Source organism: Citrobacter sp. Cf087 (genome assembly GCF_030334285.1).
GTDB classification, from domain to species: domain Bacteria; phylum Pseudomonadota; class Gammaproteobacteria; order Enterobacterales; family Enterobacteriaceae; genus Citrobacter; species Citrobacter freundii.
Genome location: NZ_JAOWED010000023.1, coordinates 13,573 through 27,473, shown reverse-complemented (window position 1 = coordinate 27,473; position 13,901 = coordinate 13,573). Strand labels below are relative to the sequence as shown.

At 50.0% G+C, this 13,901-nt stretch carries 20 protein-coding genes and 1 rRNA gene; 6 read left to right on the top strand and 15 right to left on the bottom strand.

Going from position 1 to position 13,901, the window contains the following annotated elements; genetic code table 11:
* Positions 1-169 (bottom strand): 16S ribosomal RNA (locus tag OGV57_RS07515); the annotation flags it as partial.
* Between the two features lie 471 nt (positions 170-640).
* Here OGV57_RS07515 and OGV57_RS07510 point away from each other — a divergent pair.
* Complete coding sequence (locus OGV57_RS07510; protein ID WP_003031171.1) at positions 641-1,195, top strand: gamma carbonic anhydrase family protein; 555 nt, start codon at positions 641-643, stop codon at positions 1,193-1,195.
* Here the strand turns inward: OGV57_RS07510 and OGV57_RS07505 are convergent.
* The 6 genes from OGV57_RS07505 to dprA are packed head-to-tail and all read right to left on the bottom strand — an operon-like array spanning position 1,171 to position 4,963.
* The gene (locus tag OGV57_RS07505; protein WP_003031169.1) at positions 1,171-1,428 is read right to left on the bottom strand and encodes a DUF1488 family protein; all 258 of its coding nucleotides are present in this window, start codon (positions 1,426-1,428) and stop codon (positions 1,171-1,173) included. The genes OGV57_RS07510 and OGV57_RS07505 overlap by 25 nt on opposite strands.
* Positions 1,425-2,246 (bottom strand): shikimate dehydrogenase, encoded by an 822-nt coding sequence (gene aroE, locus OGV57_RS07500; RefSeq protein WP_003842160.1) that lies wholly within the window; start codon positions 2,244-2,246, stop codon positions 1,425-1,427. Before aroE ends, OGV57_RS07505 begins: the two co-directional genes overlap by 4 nt.
* A 1-nt stretch (position 2,247) precedes the next feature.
* Complete coding sequence (gene tsaC / locus OGV57_RS07495; protein ID WP_003842158.1) at positions 2,248-2,820, bottom strand: L-threonylcarbamoyladenylate synthase type 1 TsaC; 573 nt, start codon at positions 2,818-2,820, stop codon at positions 2,248-2,250.
* A 4-nt stretch (positions 2,821-2,824) separates the two neighbouring features.
* Positions 2,825-3,367, bottom strand: coding sequence for a DNA topoisomerase family protein (locus tag OGV57_RS07490; RefSeq protein WP_003842156.1), 543 nt, complete (start codon positions 3,365-3,367; stop codon positions 2,825-2,827).
* A gap of 26 nt (positions 3,368-3,393) precedes the next feature.
* Positions 3,394-3,867 carry a DUF494 family protein Smg gene (smg, locus tag OGV57_RS07485; protein ID WP_003031162.1) on the bottom strand — a complete coding sequence of 158 codons (474 nt, stop codon included), beginning with the start codon at positions 3,865-3,867 and terminating at the stop codon, positions 3,394-3,396.
* Positions 3,839-4,963: a DNA-protecting protein DprA gene (dprA, locus tag OGV57_RS07480; RefSeq protein WP_054528840.1), complete on the bottom strand. Its 1,125-nt coding sequence runs from the start codon at positions 4,961-4,963 to the stop codon at positions 3,839-3,841. The genes smg and dprA overlap by 29 nt, the downstream gene beginning before the upstream one ends.
* Before the next feature lie 129 nt (positions 4,964-5,092).
* Between dprA and def the strand changes: the two genes are divergently transcribed.
* From def to mscL, 5 genes are all read left to right on the top strand, one after another.
* A complete protein-coding gene (gene def / locus OGV57_RS07475; protein WP_003031159.1) occupies positions 5,093-5,602 on the top strand; it encodes a peptide deformylase in 510 nt (169 codons plus the stop codon).
* Between the two features lie 14 nt (positions 5,603-5,616).
* Positions 5,617-6,564: a methionyl-tRNA formyltransferase gene (gene fmt, locus OGV57_RS07470; protein ID WP_054528841.1), complete on the top strand. Its 948-nt coding sequence runs from the start codon at positions 5,617-5,619 to the stop codon at positions 6,562-6,564.
* A gap of 50 nt (positions 6,565-6,614) precedes the next feature.
* Positions 6,615-7,904, top strand: a complete 1,290-nt coding sequence (gene rsmB / locus OGV57_RS07465) for a 16S rRNA (cytosine(967)-C(5))-methyltransferase RsmB (protein WP_054528927.1) — start codon at positions 6,615-6,617, stop codon at positions 7,902-7,904.
* Positions 7,905-7,925: 21 nt separating this feature from the next.
* Positions 7,926-9,302, top strand: coding sequence for a Trk system potassium transporter TrkA (trkA, locus tag OGV57_RS07460; RefSeq protein ID WP_003031153.1), 1,377 nt, complete (start codon positions 7,926-7,928; stop codon positions 9,300-9,302).
* 141 nt (positions 9,303-9,443) lie between these two features.
* Entirely contained in the window at positions 9,444-9,857 is a 414-nt protein-coding gene (gene mscL / locus OGV57_RS07455) for a large-conductance mechanosensitive channel protein MscL (protein WP_003031152.1), read from the top strand.
* On the opposite strand, the gene arfA is transcribed toward mscL, so the two are convergent.
* The 8 genes from arfA to rpsM form a co-directional block, all read right to left on the bottom strand.
* Positions 9,854-10,072 (bottom strand): alternative ribosome-rescue factor ArfA, encoded by a 219-nt coding sequence (gene arfA / locus OGV57_RS07450; protein WP_003828276.1) that lies wholly within the window; start codon positions 10,070-10,072, stop codon positions 9,854-9,856. The genes mscL and arfA overlap by 4 nt on opposite strands.
* A gap of 57 nt (positions 10,073-10,129) precedes the next feature.
* A complete protein-coding gene (gene zntR, locus OGV57_RS07445) occupies positions 10,130-10,555 on the bottom strand; it encodes a Zn(2+)-responsive transcriptional regulator (RefSeq protein WP_003031145.1) in 426 nt (141 codons plus the stop codon).
* Positions 10,556-10,565: 10 nt separating this feature from the next.
* Entirely contained in the window at positions 10,566-10,934 is a 369-nt protein-coding gene (locus tag OGV57_RS07440; RefSeq protein WP_003842100.1) for a DnaJ family domain-containing protein, read from the bottom strand.
* Between the two features lie 107 nt (positions 10,935-11,041).
* A complete protein-coding gene (gene rplQ / locus OGV57_RS07435) occupies positions 11,042-11,425 on the bottom strand; it encodes a 50S ribosomal protein L17 (RefSeq protein ID WP_001216370.1) in 384 nt (127 codons plus the stop codon).
* Positions 11,426-11,465: 40 nt separating this feature from the next.
* Positions 11,466-12,455, bottom strand: coding sequence for a DNA-directed RNA polymerase subunit alpha (locus OGV57_RS07430; RefSeq protein WP_003031139.1), 990 nt, complete (start codon positions 12,453-12,455; stop codon positions 11,466-11,468).
* A gap of 25 nt (positions 12,456-12,480) precedes the next feature.
* Positions 12,481-13,101 (bottom strand): 30S ribosomal protein S4, encoded by a 621-nt coding sequence (gene rpsD, locus OGV57_RS07425; RefSeq protein WP_003031138.1) that lies wholly within the window; start codon positions 13,099-13,101, stop codon positions 12,481-12,483.
* 33 nt (positions 13,102-13,134) lie between these two features.
* Positions 13,135-13,524 carry a 30S ribosomal protein S11 gene (gene rpsK / locus OGV57_RS07420; protein WP_003031137.1) on the bottom strand — a complete coding sequence of 130 codons (390 nt, stop codon included), beginning with the start codon at positions 13,522-13,524 and terminating at the stop codon, positions 13,135-13,137.
* A 16-nt stretch (positions 13,525-13,540) separates the two neighbouring features.
* Complete coding sequence (gene rpsM / locus OGV57_RS07415) at positions 13,541-13,897, bottom strand: 30S ribosomal protein S13 (RefSeq protein WP_003031135.1); 357 nt, start codon at positions 13,895-13,897, stop codon at positions 13,541-13,543.
* Positions 13,898-13,901 lie beyond the last annotated feature (4 nt).

The window sequence follows — 13,901 nt, the reverse complement described above, 5'->3', positions numbered from 1 at the left end:
GCTACCGTTTCCAGTAGTTATCCCCCTCCATCGGGCAGTTTCCCAGACATTACTCACCCGTCCGCCACTCGTCACCCAAGGAGCAAGCTCCTCTGTGCTACCGTTCGACTTGCATGTGTTAGGCCTGCCGCCAGCGTTCAATCTGAGCCATGATCAAACTCTTCAATTTAAGTTTGATGCTCGTGAATTAAACTTCGTAATGAATTACGTATGTTCACTCAGAGACTTGGTATTCATTTTTCGTCTTGCGACGTTAAGAATCCGTATCTTCGAGTGCCCACACAGATTGTCTGATAAATTGTTAAAGAGCAGTTGCGACGCGCTTTAGCGCTCTGTCGCGAGGTGGCGTATATTACGCTTTCCTCTTTCAGAGTCAACCCTCATTTTCAGGTTTTTCTCTTCAACCGAACCAGCTGTTTGCGTGAAGTGATTCACATCCGCCGTGTCGATGGAGGCGCATTATAGGGATCCCATTTTTTAGCACAAGTATTTTTTGGATCTTTTTTTCTGAATGCTTGTTTTTCACTCCTTTCGCTACATTCCTGCGCAATTTGACTGATTTTTGATAGCTAAACCACTTGCACAGTCTCAATAATCCAACCAAAGTCTTCATTACTGCTCTATTTTCGTTGAGGTAAACATGTCTGATGTATTGCGTCCTTATAAGGATCTTTTCCCACAGATCGGAAATCGCGTGATGATCGACACCAGTAGTGTCGTCATTGGTGATGCTCGTTTAGCTGATGATGTCGGAATTTGGCCACTGGTTGCCATTCGTGGCGACGTTAACTATGTACAAATTGGTGCCCGTACAAACATCCAGGACGGCAGCGTTCTCCATGTCACGCATAAATCCACGTCTAATCCGCAGGGTAACCCACTGATCGTGGGTGAGGACGTTACGGTTGGTCATAAAGTCATGCTACACGGCTGTATCATTGGCAACCGTGTATTAGTCGGCATGGGATCGATTCTGCTGGATGGCGTAGTCGTAGAAGACGACGTTATGATTGGGGCTGGTAGCCTGGTTCCACAAAACAAGCGCCTGGAAAGCGGATATCTGTACCTGGGAAGCCCGGTTAAGCAAATCCGTCCATTAAGCGATGAAGAGAAAGCAGGCTTACAATATTCAGCTAACAACTATGTTAAGTGGAAAGACGAGTATTTAAGTCAGAGTAACCACACCCAACCTTGAGCATCTTCCTGCTGGGCCTGGATCAATGCTTCAGCTTCTTCTTCCAGATCCCAGCGATGCTGTTGAAATATTTCCAACCACTGCTCAGGCGTGTCGCCGCCAAAGCGGGACGCCATAATCTCTCCAGATATGGCACATGTTAACTGCATACCATGAACCATCGCCGGAAACACAACGGCGTTAACATCCGTGCGCCATTCTTCCCGATCGGGAAACTGGATCGCCTGATTCATGCCGACAATTCCTGTTGCATGCTTTTTATGACAGGCTCCACCTGTGGCAAAACGCCATGCCAAAGTAAAACTGCATGCGCAGCCTGCCCCACCAGCATCCCCAGGCCATCGGCATAATGTTTCGCCCCATGCGAAACACACCAGGAAAGAAACGGTGTGTTCCCTTTCTGATAAAACATGTCATAACAATAGACCGAAGGGTGGATAAGAGATGCTGGAATAGCTGGTATCTCACCGCTCATTCCGCTGGATGTGGCATTGATGATCAAATCAAAACTGCAATTTTCAAGATCGTCCATTCCCACCGCCTGCACGCTGCCGGTGTGGGAGAAGATTTGTGCCAGTTCTTCAGCACGCGAAGCGGTACGGTTAACAATAGTCACCGCACAATCCATAGAAAGAAGAGGTAATAAAACTCCACGGGATGCACCACCCGCACCAATCAGCAGAACTCGCGATCCGGGATGAATGAAAGATAAACGCTCAAGATCGCTTAATAAGCCGATACCATCCGTGTTGTCTCCCAGTAAACGCCCATCCTCCAGCCGTTTAAGGGTGTTGACCGCTCCAGCAAGCGATGCCCGCTCCGTTAGTTCATCAGCACGTGCAAACGCCTCTTCTTTAAAAGGCACTGTGACATTTGCCCCCTTCCCGCCCTCAGCAAAAAAAGCGTTCAGTGTATTCACAAAATCATTGATGGGCGCCAGTACACGCCCATAGGAATGATCAATCTTCAACTGCTCTGCAAATTGCTGATGAATAAAGGGCGATTTACTGTGCGCTATCGGATTACCAAAAACAGCATAGGCTTCTTTCATATTACCCCTGTCGAAACTGTTCACCCGTCAGAGCATCACGGATCTCCGAAGGATTCAAACGGCCTCCGGTCTCCCCCTCAACCACAGGAAAGTCTGTACCAAACTGCGCACGGACTTCCTCAACCGTTCTGCAAGGCGGTAAGCCACTCAGATTAGCACTGGTAGAGACTAATGGTTTGCCATAAGCCTGGCACAATGCAACCACCAGCGGATGATCGGTGACACGCACGGCCAGCGAGTCAAAACGACCGGTCAACCAACGAGGCGTAGTCGCGGGCGCCGGGAAAACGAAAGTAACAGGCCCAGGCCAGCGGGCGAACACAGCCTCACGTTGGGCCTCGGTGAGCATGCTATCGTCGATATAGGGTTTAAGCTGGTCAAAGCTTGCCGCAATCAAAATTAAACCTTTATCGACTGGGCGTTGTTTTAACTCTAACAGACGGGTAACAGCCGTTTCGCTGTCGGGATCGCAACCGACGCCGAAAACAGCTTCAGTTGGATAGGCGATGACTTTTTCTTGTTTCAGAATCGCTATCGCCGCAGCGATAGCGTCTGTGGGCAGGTTATTATTCACTTTTTTATTCCGCCGAAATCGGCTTTCCACATTGTTTACTGGCACAGAAATGCTTCACACCCTGTGCGGTTTTCTTTTCGATGAGAAGCGGATAATGACACTCAGGACATTCTCCGGATAACGGTTTGAAGTTAATGACAAACTGGCACTCCGGATAGCGATCGCAGGAGTAGAAGGTTTTGCCATAACGGGAACGCCGCTGGACAAGATGACCAGTCTGGCATTGAGGACAGACTATTGCTGTTTCATCAGGCTTGTCGATGAGCTCGGTGTGATCGCACGCAGGATAGTCACTGCATCCAATGAACATACCGAATCGTCCCTGTCTCAGCACCAGCTCAGCGCCACATGCAGGACAAAGCTTACCCTCCAGAACTTTGACAATATGTCCGTCCGCGGAAGATTTCAGCGGACGGATGTAATCGCATTCTGGATAGTGTGAACAACCGAGAAACGGACCGTGTTTCCCGGAACGAATAACCAATTCAGCCCCGCATTGTGGGCAGGGCTCATTTTTACGCACCGTGAACAGTGCTGATTTAGCCATAACAACTCATACTGAATGAAGATTGATTAATGCAGCATACCTTCATTCACTTCAAAGAGTAATTCTTCCATTTGCTGATAGGCATTTTCACAACCTGGAATGTTGAATAGCACCATCAGGATTACCCACTTCAGGTCTTCCAGATCGAACTCTGCCGTATCCAGCGCGAGTACACGCTCAATGACCATTTCTCGCGTTTCGAGGTTTAGCACCTGAATCTGCTCCAGGAATAGCAGGAATCCTCTACAGCTTGCATCCAGTCGATCGCACTCTTCCGCAGTATAAATACGTATAGAAAGAGGGTCAGATGCCAGTTGCATAGGTTCAGCAAGGCCATCCTGATAGTCAGCAAGCTTTTCCAGCCAAAGTAACGCGTTGTAAATGTCTTCACGATCAAAACCAGCGTCGGTAAGATCCCGTTCCAGTTTGTCCTGATCCACACGCAGCTCAGCTTCGTTATGGATATATGTCTCAAACAAATACATTAGTACGTCGAACATGGCATGCCCTCCTCAATCGGACATAGCCGCCGGGTACAGCTGCGATCCACCCTGCTAACTCCAGTTCGAGCAGTTGAGCCACTACCTCTGGCACAGGTTGGCCGGCACGTTCAGCGACGACGTCAACAGGTGTTACCTCATCTCCTACGTTAGCCAGGAGCTCCGGAAATGGCAATGCCACCTCTTCGTGATCTGGCGAATAAATTGATTTTTCAGGTTCATCTGGCAACCATTGCAGCCCATATTGCAAATTTTCAAGAATTTCCTCTGGTGTCGTCACAAGCATGGCTCCCTGCTGAATTAGCCAATGCGGGCCTTCACTTCCCGGGCTCCCAATCGGCCCTGGTAAAGCAAACACCTCCCGCCCTTGTTCCAGTGCACAGCGAGCAGTAACCAGTGACCCGCTACGCTGTGCAGCTTCGACGACCAGTACACCTTTACTTAGACCACTGATAATGCGATTTCGTCGGGGAAAATTGCGTGGCAAAGGGAGCGTATCTAATGGGAACTCAGACACCAGTGCACCACCTGCCTCAATCAGTCGCTGAGCAAGACGGATATGCTGTCGTGGGTGAATGGTCTCAAGTCCATTTCCCAGCACCGCAATACTTGTGCCTTGTCGGTTTATCGCAGCACTGTGTGCCACGCCATCAATTCCCCGGGCCAGACCGCTGGTGATCGTCACACCACATGCTGCAAGCTTTTCACAAAACAATCGCCCCCAGCGTTCGCCATACCAGGAGTGCTGTCTGCTGCCGACAACGGCTACCTGGAACGAGCGAAGACATGCGGGATTTCCTGCGACAAAAAGCACCCCAGGATAATCCTCAATCGCACGGAGCTGTCGCGGATAATGCTCACTGTCTGCAACCACAAAATGGTGGTTCGGATGTTCAAGCCAGCGCAACGTTTTTTCCAGCGTCTGCTGTGAAAAGGTTAAAAACCGTGTGGCCTGGCGGGGAGAGAATCCTGCCTGCAGGAGTACCGCGTTGCTAATCGACGGTTGAGTATTGAGCCAGTGGGCAATGCGCACCATCTCATCACCATACAGTTCATTCACTTGCGCTAAACGTAGCCAAATTTCGATTTGGGTCATCCTTGTCCCCCTGCCACAAGCAGTCCTGGCAATCTTTGCGATTGGTCACTGATGCTGTCAATCAGAGGGGGTTTTGTCTAGAATAGAGGTAATAATCTTTTCAACTCCTGAACACAACTCTGGATAACTATGTCAGTTTTGCAAGTGTTACATATTCCGGACGAGCGCCTTCGCAAAGTCGCAAAACCGGTCGAAGAAGTGAATGCAGAAATTCAGCGCATCGTTGATGATATGTTCGAAACGATGTATGCCGAAGAAGGTATCGGTCTGGCAGCAACACAGGTTGATATTCATCAGCGCATCATCGTTATTGATGTCTCTGAAAACCGCGACGAGCAGTTGGTACTCATTAACCCAGAGCTGCTGGAAAAAGACGGCGAAACCGGCATTGAAGAAGGCTGCCTGTCTATTCCTGAACAGCGTGCGTTAGTACCACGCGCAGAGAAAGTAAAAATTCGTGCGCTCGATCGCAACGGCAAATCTTTTGAACTGGAAGCCGATGGCCTACTGGCTATCTGCATTCAACATGAAATGGATCACCTGGTCGGTAAACTGTTTATCGATTATCTGTCTCCGTTGAAGCAACAACGTATTCGTCAGAAAGTTGAAAAACTCGACCGCCTGAACGCCCGAGCTTAAGGACAAGAATCAACGTGTCAGACTCACTACGTATTATTTTTGCGGGTACACCTGACTTTGCAGCGCGTCATCTCGACGCGCTGTTGTCTTCTGGACACAACGTCGTTGGCGTGTTTACCCAACCGGACCGCCCGGCGGGACGCGGTAAAAAGCTGATGCCCAGCCCGGTCAAAGTGCTGGCGGAAGAAAAAGGGATACCGGTTTTCCAACCTGTCTCTCTTCGCCCTCAGGAAAACCAGCAGCTGGTTGCTGATTTACGCGCAGACGTGATGGTGGTGGTGGCATATGGCCTGATTCTGCCAAAAGCCGTACTGGAAATGCCGCGTCTGGGTTGTATCAACGTTCACGGCTCCCTGCTTCCACGCTGGCGTGGTGCAGCACCGATCCAGCGCTCACTGTGGGCAGGTGACACCGAAACAGGTGTAACCATCATGCAGATGGATGTTGGCCTCGACACCGGAGATATGCTGCTTAAGCTGTCTTGCCCGATTACGGCAGAAGATACCAGCGGTTCGTTATACGATAAGCTGGCAGATTTGGGGCCGCAGGGGCTGATTGAAACGCTAAAACAGCTGGCTGCCGGCACAATAAACCCGGTGGTACAAGATGAATCACTGGTTACGCATGCAGAAAAACTCAGCAAAGATGAGGCCCGTATCGACTGGTCGCTTTCAGCTGTTCAATTGGAACGCTGCATCCGCGCCTTTAACCCATGGCCAATGAGCTGGCTTGAAATCGACGGTCAACCAGTGAAAGTCTGGCAAGCTTCGGTTATTGCGGAAAACACCCAGGCTGCGCCAGGCACCATTCTGGAGGCAACAAAGCAGGGTATTCAGGTCGCAACGGGCGACGGCATCCTGAATCTCGTCTCTTTGCAGCCTGCCGGTAAAAAAGCCATGAGCGCGCAGGATCTGCTTAATTCACGCCGGGAATGGTTTGTACCCGGTAACCGTCTGGTCTGACGGTCATCTCTTTAAGCCCGGTGTTTCCGGGCATTTTTATTTTTGCGCTTATGAAAAAACATCTTAATTTACGCAGTATGGCGGCCCAAGCCGTCGAACAGGTTGTCGAAAAAGGACAGTCATTAAGCAACGTGCTGCCCGCCATGCAGCAAAAAGTTGCAGATAAAGACAAAGCGCTGTTGCAGGAACTTTGCTTCGGCGTATTGCGTACACTCTCTCAACTGGAATGGATGATCCAGCAACTCATGGAACGTCCAATGACGGGCAAACAACGCACCGTTCACTACCTGATCATGGTGGGCTTCTACCAACTTCTGCATACTCGTATTCCAGCACACGCCGCGCTGGCTGAGACAGTAGAAGGTGCGGTTGCCATTAAGCGTCCGCAACTGAAAGGGCTGATCAACGGCGTGTTGCGCCAGTTTCAACGCCGTCAGGATGAACTGCTGGCCGAGTTTGCGCAAAGCGATTTGCGCTTCTTACACCCCTCCTGGCTGGTGAAACGTATTAAGAGTGCGTATCCGCAGCAGTGGGAAGCTATTCTTGAAGCCAATAACCAGCGACCGCCGATGTGGCTACGCGTCAATCGTAATCACCATACTCGCGACGCCTGGATAGACCTGCTTACCGCAGCGGGATTAACCGGTTTCCCGCATCCAGACTACCCGGATGCAGTGCGTCTGGAAACACCGGCTCCAGTTCACGCCCTCCCTGGTTTTGACGAAGGTTGGGTCACCGTTCAGGATGCTTCTGCTCAGGGGTGCGTTAAATATCTACTGCCGAAAGATGGCGAGCAGATTCTCGACCTATGCTGCGCGCCGGGCGGTAAAACGACGCACATTCTGGAAGTTGCTCCGCAAGCTAACGTCATGGCCGTCGATGTGGATGAAAAACGCTTATCGCGCGTTTACGACAATCTGAAACGTCTGGGCATGAAGGCAACCGTAAAACAGGGTGATGGTCGATATCCACAACAATGGTGTGGCGAACAACAGTTTGACCGTATTTTGCTGGATGCTCCGTGTTCTGCCACCGGCGTTATTCGTCGCCATCCAGACATCAAATGGCTGCGTCGCGACCGGGATATTGCCGAACTTGCGCAGCTGCAGGCCGAGATCCTGAATGCAACCTGGTTACATCTTAAACCTGGCGGCACGCTGGTTTATGCAACGTGCTCTATCCTGCCAGAAGAAAACCAGCAGCAAATTACCGCCTTCCTGGCACGCACGCCGGATGCGGTATTAAGCGAAACCGGTACGCCGGAAAAACCCGGACGTCAGAATTTACCGGGTGCGAAAGATGGCGATGGCTTCTTTTACGCTAAGCTAATCAAAAAGTGATGGGATAACGGGTCGCGACTAATGAAAATTATCATTCTGGGCGCAGGGCAAGTTGGCGGTACGCTGGCTGAAAACCTGGTCGGAGAGAACAACGATATCACGGTAGTCGATACCAATGGTGAACGCCTGCGCAGCCTGCAGGACAAGTTTGATCTCCGCGTCGTGCAAGGGCACGGTTCACATCCTCGCGTACTGCGTGAAGCTGGGGCCGACGATGCCGATATGCTGGTTGCCGTAACCAGCTCAGATGAAACAAATATGGTTGCCTGCCAGGTAGCTTATTCACTATTTAATACGCCTAATCGCATCGCCCGTATTCGTTCACCGGATTATGTTCGTGATGCGGACAAGCTATTCCAATCCGATGCGGTACCTATCGATCACCTGATTGCGCCGGAGCAACTGGTTATCGATAGCATTTATCGACTGATTGAATATCCGGGTGCATTGCAGGTGGTGAATTTTGCCGAAGGTAAAGTCAGTCTGGCAGTAGTAAAAGCCTATTACGGCGGGCCGCTTATCGGTAATGCGCTGTCAACAATGCGTGAACATATGCCGCACATCGATACCCGTGTTGCGGCGATTTTCCGTCATGATCGACCAATCCGTCCACAAGGTTCTACGATCGTTGAAGCGGGTGATGAAGTCTTCTTTATTGCGGCATCACAGCATATTCGCGCCGTAATGAGTGAACTGCAACGTCTGGAAAAACCGTACAAACGCATTATGTTAGTAGGCGGTGGTAATATCGGAGCGGGTCTTGCTCGTCGTCTGGAAAAAGATTACAGCGTCAAACTGATCGAACGTAATCAACAGCGAGCATCCGAACTTGCAGAGAAACTGCAAAATACGATCGTCTTTTTTGGTGATGCTTCGGATCAAGAGTTACTGGCCGAAGAACATATCGATCAGGTAGATCTGTTCATCGCAGTGACCAACGATGATGAAGCGAATATCATGTCGGCGATGCTTGCCAAACGGATGGGTGCCAAGAAAGTGATGGTGTTAATCCAACGCAGAGCATACGTCGATCTGGTGCAAGGTAGCGTGATCGATATTGCTATTTCACCGCAGCAGGCGACCATCTCCGCGTTGCTCAGTCACGTACGTAAAGCTGACATTGTCGGCGTTTCTTCACTACGCCGTGGCGTCGCGGAAGCCATTGAAGCCGTCGCACACGGGGATGAAACAACATCTCGGGTGGTGGGACGCTCAATTGATGAAATTAAACTTCCCCCTGGAACCATTATTGGCGCCGTTGTGCGTGGTAACGATGTAATGATTGCCAACGATAACCTGCGCATTGAGCAGGGCGATCACGTAATTATGTTCCTGACAGATAAAAAGTTTATTACCGACGTCGAGCGACTATTCCAGCCAAGTCCTTTCTTCCTGTAATAAAAAGGGTGCTAATACAGCGCCCTTTTTATTTCCCTTTATATTTCATGGTCTAATAAATTTTCCTTTCGGCAATACATAAATGGAAATTGCCTAAACATTTGTTAAACTTATAAACGTCAGCTGCATAGGGAGAATAAAATGAGCATTATTAAAGAGTTTCGCGAATTCGCGATGCGCGGGAATGTTGTCGATTTGGCAGTGGGTGTCATTATTGGTGCGGCATTCGGTAAGATTGTTTCATCACTGGTTGCCGATATCATCATGCCGCCACTGGGGTTGTTAATTGGTGGAATTGATTTTAAACAGTTTGCTTTAACGCTACGTGATGCACAGGGAGACATCCCTGCCGTGGTCATGCATTACGGTGTATTTATTCAGAATGTCTTCGATTTTATTATTGTTGCGTTTGCTATCTTTATGGCAATCAAACTGATCAACAAACTGAACCGTAAAAAAGCGGAGGAGCCAGCAGCACCGCCAGCTCCATCGAAAGAAGAAGTATTACTGAGTGAAATTCGTGACCTGCTGAAAGAACAGAATAACCGCTCTTAAGCACTCACTGAAACAAGAAGGCCAGTGGTAAAAAAGTTAATTACTTTCTTGCCACTGGCCTCCCAGTTACCCCGATTGCCATGTTTGCCTTTACGTAGATAACTTCCTTTCCCTTTCTTATTTTTCTCAACGCGCTGTCTGAACAGTGGGTCATGCAGAAGCGCCTCAATGGCGTTGTCCTTTATCTGCCCTTTGGTGTGCTGATAACGACTCATAATATCTCCAGTTTGTAGTAATTTACGCCGCGAGTGTAGACCCGGCAGTTCAAGAAATCAACAGCCTGATGTTGTTCCACTGGCGCCTTGCTCAAGAGCTTCAAGAATAGAGCAGTACACGCTGCTGTGTGCCTTGCCGCAGCATGCATCATTCAATCGCTGCAGAGACCGCTGCATCGTCTGAAGTTCGGCAATACGTGCTTCGACTTCTTGCAGTCTTTCCTGGACGATCCCTTTTGATTCCTGACAGGTATGGTGTTCGGGATCAACACGGATCGAAAGCAATTCGCGGATCGACTCCAGAGTGAAACCAAGCTGGCGGGCATAACGAATAAACTTCAGGCGCTGAAGATCGCTTTCTGTATAGAGCCGAAATCCGCCTTCAGTACGCACTTCATGCTCCATCATCTGCTGCTTTTCATAGTAGCGGATAGTATCTGGCGTCACGTCAGCCAGTTTCGCTATTTCACCAATTCGGTACATGCTCTCTCCGCTATTCATCGTTGATCTTTTTTAGCAGCTTATCTGCGTAGTCACCGCGCAAAAACTCGGTACTGAGTCCAGCCTGCCGAAGTTTAAGTTCCAGCAGCGACAGTCTTCGGCTCACCTCCGGATAACTTGGATCATCTTTGCGAATCCCCGCGAGTATTTCAAGCAGTTGTATTGCTTCTCTGCGTTGCTCGAGCTCAGGAGGAAGGCAACCTGCATTTTTTAATAAACGGTATCCGGCTCGGAGTTCAGTCGGGACATGGGAGTCATCGTCAAGAGTCAGCGGTTTACCCGTTCCCGGTAAATCATCAAACTCACCTTTAGATTGTGCATCAATAATATGGCGCTCTGCCCACTGGTCCAGTAACCACATACAACACTCCAGGGGATGAACAAAAAGAGTACAGATATTGTAGATAAGTGGGGATATGACGGATATAAAAAAACCCGCCGAAGCGGGTTTTTTTACGTTACTACAGATTACTCTGCAGCAGCTTCTGTTTTCTCTGAACGATCAACCAGCTCGATGTATGCCATCGGCGCGTTGTCGCCTGCACGGAAACCACACTTCAGAATGCGAGTGTAACCACCGGCGCGGCTCGCGAAACGCGGGCCCAGTTCGTTAAACAGTTTTGCCACGATCTCGTTATCACGAGTACGGGCGAATGCCAGACGACGATTAGCTACGCTATCAGTCTTGGCAAGAGTAATCAGCGGCTCAACTACGCGACGCAGCTCTTTCGCTTTCGGCAGAGTCGTCTTGATGATTTCATGACGAACCAGTGAACCTGCCATATTGCGGAACATAGCCTGGCGATGGCTGCTGTTGCGGTTCAGTTGACGACCACTCTTACGATGGCGCATGACCTTATCCTTCTCAGTAAAACCTTAACCTGTGATCCGGTTACTCGTCAGCGATGCTTGCCGGTGGCCAGTTTTCCAGGCGCATGCCCAGAGACAGTCCACGGGAAGCCAGCACGTCTTTAATCTCGGTAAGAGATTTTTTACCAAGGTTAGGCGTCTTAAGAAGCTCAACCTCAGTACGCTGTACCAGATCACCGATATAGTGGATAGCTTCTGCTTTGAGGCAGTTAGCAGAGCGGACAGTCAATTCCAGATCGTCAACAGGGCGCAGCAGGATCGGATCGAATTCTGGTTTCTCTTCTTTAACTTCCGGCTGACGTACATCACGTAAATCAACGAAAGCTTCCAGTTGTTCAGCCAGAATGGTAGCCGCACGACGAATCGCCTCTTCAGGATCGATTGTGCCGTTGGTTTCCATTTCGATGACCAGCTTGTCCAGGTCGGTACGCTGTTCTACACGCGCTGCTTCAACATTGTAGGCAATACGCTCTACAGGGCTGTAGCATGCGTCGACCAGCAGACGGCCGATTGGGCGCTCATCTTCTTCCGAATGAATTCGGGTAGAAGCCGGCACATAACCACGACCGCGCTGAACTTTGATACGCATGCTAATAGATGCATTCTCATCGGTCAGGTGGCAGATCACGTGCTGTGGCTTGACGATTTCGACATCACCATCATGGGTAATGTCGGCTGCAGTCACAGGGCCAATGCCAGATTTATTCAAGGTAAGAATAACATCATCTTTACCCTGAACTCTCACCGCCAGCCCTTTCAGGTTGAGCAGGATTTCCAGGATATCTTCCTGAACGCCTTCTTTGGTGCTGTACTCATGTAGTACACCATCAATCTCAACCTCGGTCACCGCGCAACCCGGCATCGATGAGAGCAGAATACGGCGCAGTGCGTTACCCAAAGTATGGCCAAAGCCACGCTCTAAAGGCTCAAGGGTCACCTTGGCGTGCGTCGAACTCACTTGCTCGATATCTACCAGGCGCGGTTTTAGAAACTCTGTCACAGAACCCTGCATTGTGTCCTCTCTTTGGTACTAAGCTTTACTTGGAGTAAAGCTCGACGATCAGGTGTTCGTTAATGTCCGCAGACAGATCAGAACGCTCCGGCTTACGCTTGAACGTACCTTCCATCTTGCCAGCATCAACTTCCAGCCAGGTTGGCTTTTCACGCTGCTCAGCCAGCTCCAGAGCGGCTTTCACGCGAGACTGCTTCTTCGCTTTCTCACGAATGCTAACAACGTCATTCGGACTAACCTGATAAGAAGCGATGTTAACAACACGACCGTTTACCATAATTGCTTTATGGCTGACCAGCTGACGTGCTTCTGCACGAGTGGCACCGAAGCCCATACGGTATACAACGTTGTCCAGACGACCTTCCAGCAGACCCAACAGGTTTTCACCGGTGTTGCCTTTCAGACGTGCTGCTTCTTTGTAGTAGTTACGGAACTGACGCTCCAGCACACCGTAGATACGGCGAACTTTTTGCTTTTCACGCAACTGCACACCATAGTCAGACAGACGCGGTTTACGCGCACCGTGCTGGCCAGGAGCTTGTTCAATTTTACACTTGGTATCGATCGCGCGAACGCCAGACTTAAGGAATAAGTCAGTGCCCTCACGACGGCTCAGCTTGAGCTTAGGACCCAAATATCTTGCCATTTTCTTTCTCCAACAATCCTAGAAACGACAGCGTTATACGCGACGTTTTTTCGGCGGACGACAACCGTTATGAGGGATCGGAGTCACATCAGTAATATTAGTGATGCGGAAACCAGCGGCGTTCAGAGCACGAACAGTAGATTCGCGACCTGGACCCGGTCCTTTGACCATAACTTCCAGATTCTTGATACCGTATTCTTTTACGGCTTCAGCGCAACGCTCTGCTGCAACCTGAGCTGCAAACGGAGTGGATTTGCGAGAACCACGGAAACCGGAACCACCGGCTGTTGCCCAACCCAGTGCGTTACCCTGACGATCAGTAATGGTAACGATGGTGTTGTTAAAAGAAGCATGGATATGAGCCACGCCGTCAGAGACTTGTTTTCTTACACGTTTACGTGCACGAATTGGTGCCTTTGCCATTATTCAATCACCCCGATTATTTCTTGATCGGTTTGCGCGGACCCTTACGGGTACGTGCGTTGGTCTTGGTACGCTGACCGCGAACCGGGAGACCACGACGATGACGCAAACCGCGATAGCAACCAAGGTCCATAAGGCGCTTGATGCTCATGCTAACTTCACGGCGCAGATCACCTTCAACGACAAATTTGGCAACTTCGTCACGCAGCGTGTCGATTTGTTCTTCAGACAGCTCACTGATCTTAACATCTTCAGCGATACCCGCGGCAGCCAGAATGGCTTTAGAACGGGTCTTGCCGACGCCGTAGATCGAAGTTAATGCGATCACAGCATGTTTCTGATCAGGAATGTTAATGCCTGCTATACGGGCCACTATG

Bases quoted from the DNA above. Each gene is read 5' to 3' on its own strand.
- OGV57_RS07510 (WP_003031171.1), top strand. From the start codon at position 641: ATGTCTGATGTATTGCGTCCTTATAAGGATCTTTTCCCACAGATCGGA.
- OGV57_RS07505 (WP_003031169.1), bottom strand. From the start codon at position 1,428: ATGAATCAGGCGATCCAGTTTCCCGATCGGGAAGAATGGCGCACGGAT.
- aroE (WP_003842160.1), bottom strand. From the start codon at position 2,246: ATGAAAGAAGCCTATGCTGTTTTTGGTAATCCGATAGCGCACAGTAAA.
- OGV57_RS07490 (WP_003842156.1), bottom strand. From the start codon at position 3,367: ATGGCTAAATCAGCACTGTTCACGGTGCGTAAAAATGAGCCCTGCCCA.
- smg (WP_003031162.1), bottom strand. From the start codon at position 3,867: ATGTTCGACGTACTAATGTATTTGTTTGAGACATATATCCATAACGAA.
- dprA (WP_054528840.1), bottom strand. From the start codon at position 4,963: ATGACCCAAATCGAAATTTGGCTACGTTTAGCGCAAGTGAATGAACTG.
- def (WP_003031159.1), top strand. From the start codon at position 5,093: ATGTCAGTTTTGCAAGTGTTACATATTCCGGACGAGCGCCTTCGCAAA.
- rsmB (WP_054528927.1), top strand. From the start codon at position 6,615: ATGAAAAAACATCTTAATTTACGCAGTATGGCGGCCCAAGCCGTCGAA.
- trkA (WP_003031153.1), top strand. From the start codon at position 7,926: ATGAAAATTATCATTCTGGGCGCAGGGCAAGTTGGCGGTACGCTGGCT.
- mscL (WP_003031152.1), top strand. From the start codon at position 9,444: ATGAGCATTATTAAAGAGTTTCGCGAATTCGCGATGCGCGGGAATGTT.
- arfA (WP_003828276.1), bottom strand. From the start codon at position 10,072: ATGAGTCGTTATCAGCACACCAAAGGGCAGATAAAGGACAACGCCATT.
- zntR (WP_003031145.1), bottom strand. From the start codon at position 10,555: ATGTACCGAATTGGTGAAATAGCGAAACTGGCTGACGTGACGCCAGAT.
- OGV57_RS07440 (WP_003842100.1), bottom strand. From the start codon at position 10,934: ATGTGGTTACTGGACCAGTGGGCAGAGCGCCATATTATTGATGCACAA.
- rplQ (WP_001216370.1), bottom strand. From the start codon at position 11,425: ATGCGCCATCGTAAGAGTGGTCGTCAACTGAACCGCAACAGCAGCCAT.
- OGV57_RS07430 (WP_003031139.1), bottom strand. From the start codon at position 12,455: ATGCAGGGTTCTGTGACAGAGTTTCTAAAACCGCGCCTGGTAGATATC.
- rpsD (WP_003031138.1), bottom strand. From the start codon at position 13,101: ATGGCAAGATATTTGGGTCCTAAGCTCAAGCTGAGCCGTCGTGAGGGC.
- rpsK (WP_003031137.1), bottom strand. From the start codon at position 13,524: ATGGCAAAGGCACCAATTCGTGCACGTAAACGTGTAAGAAAACAAGTC.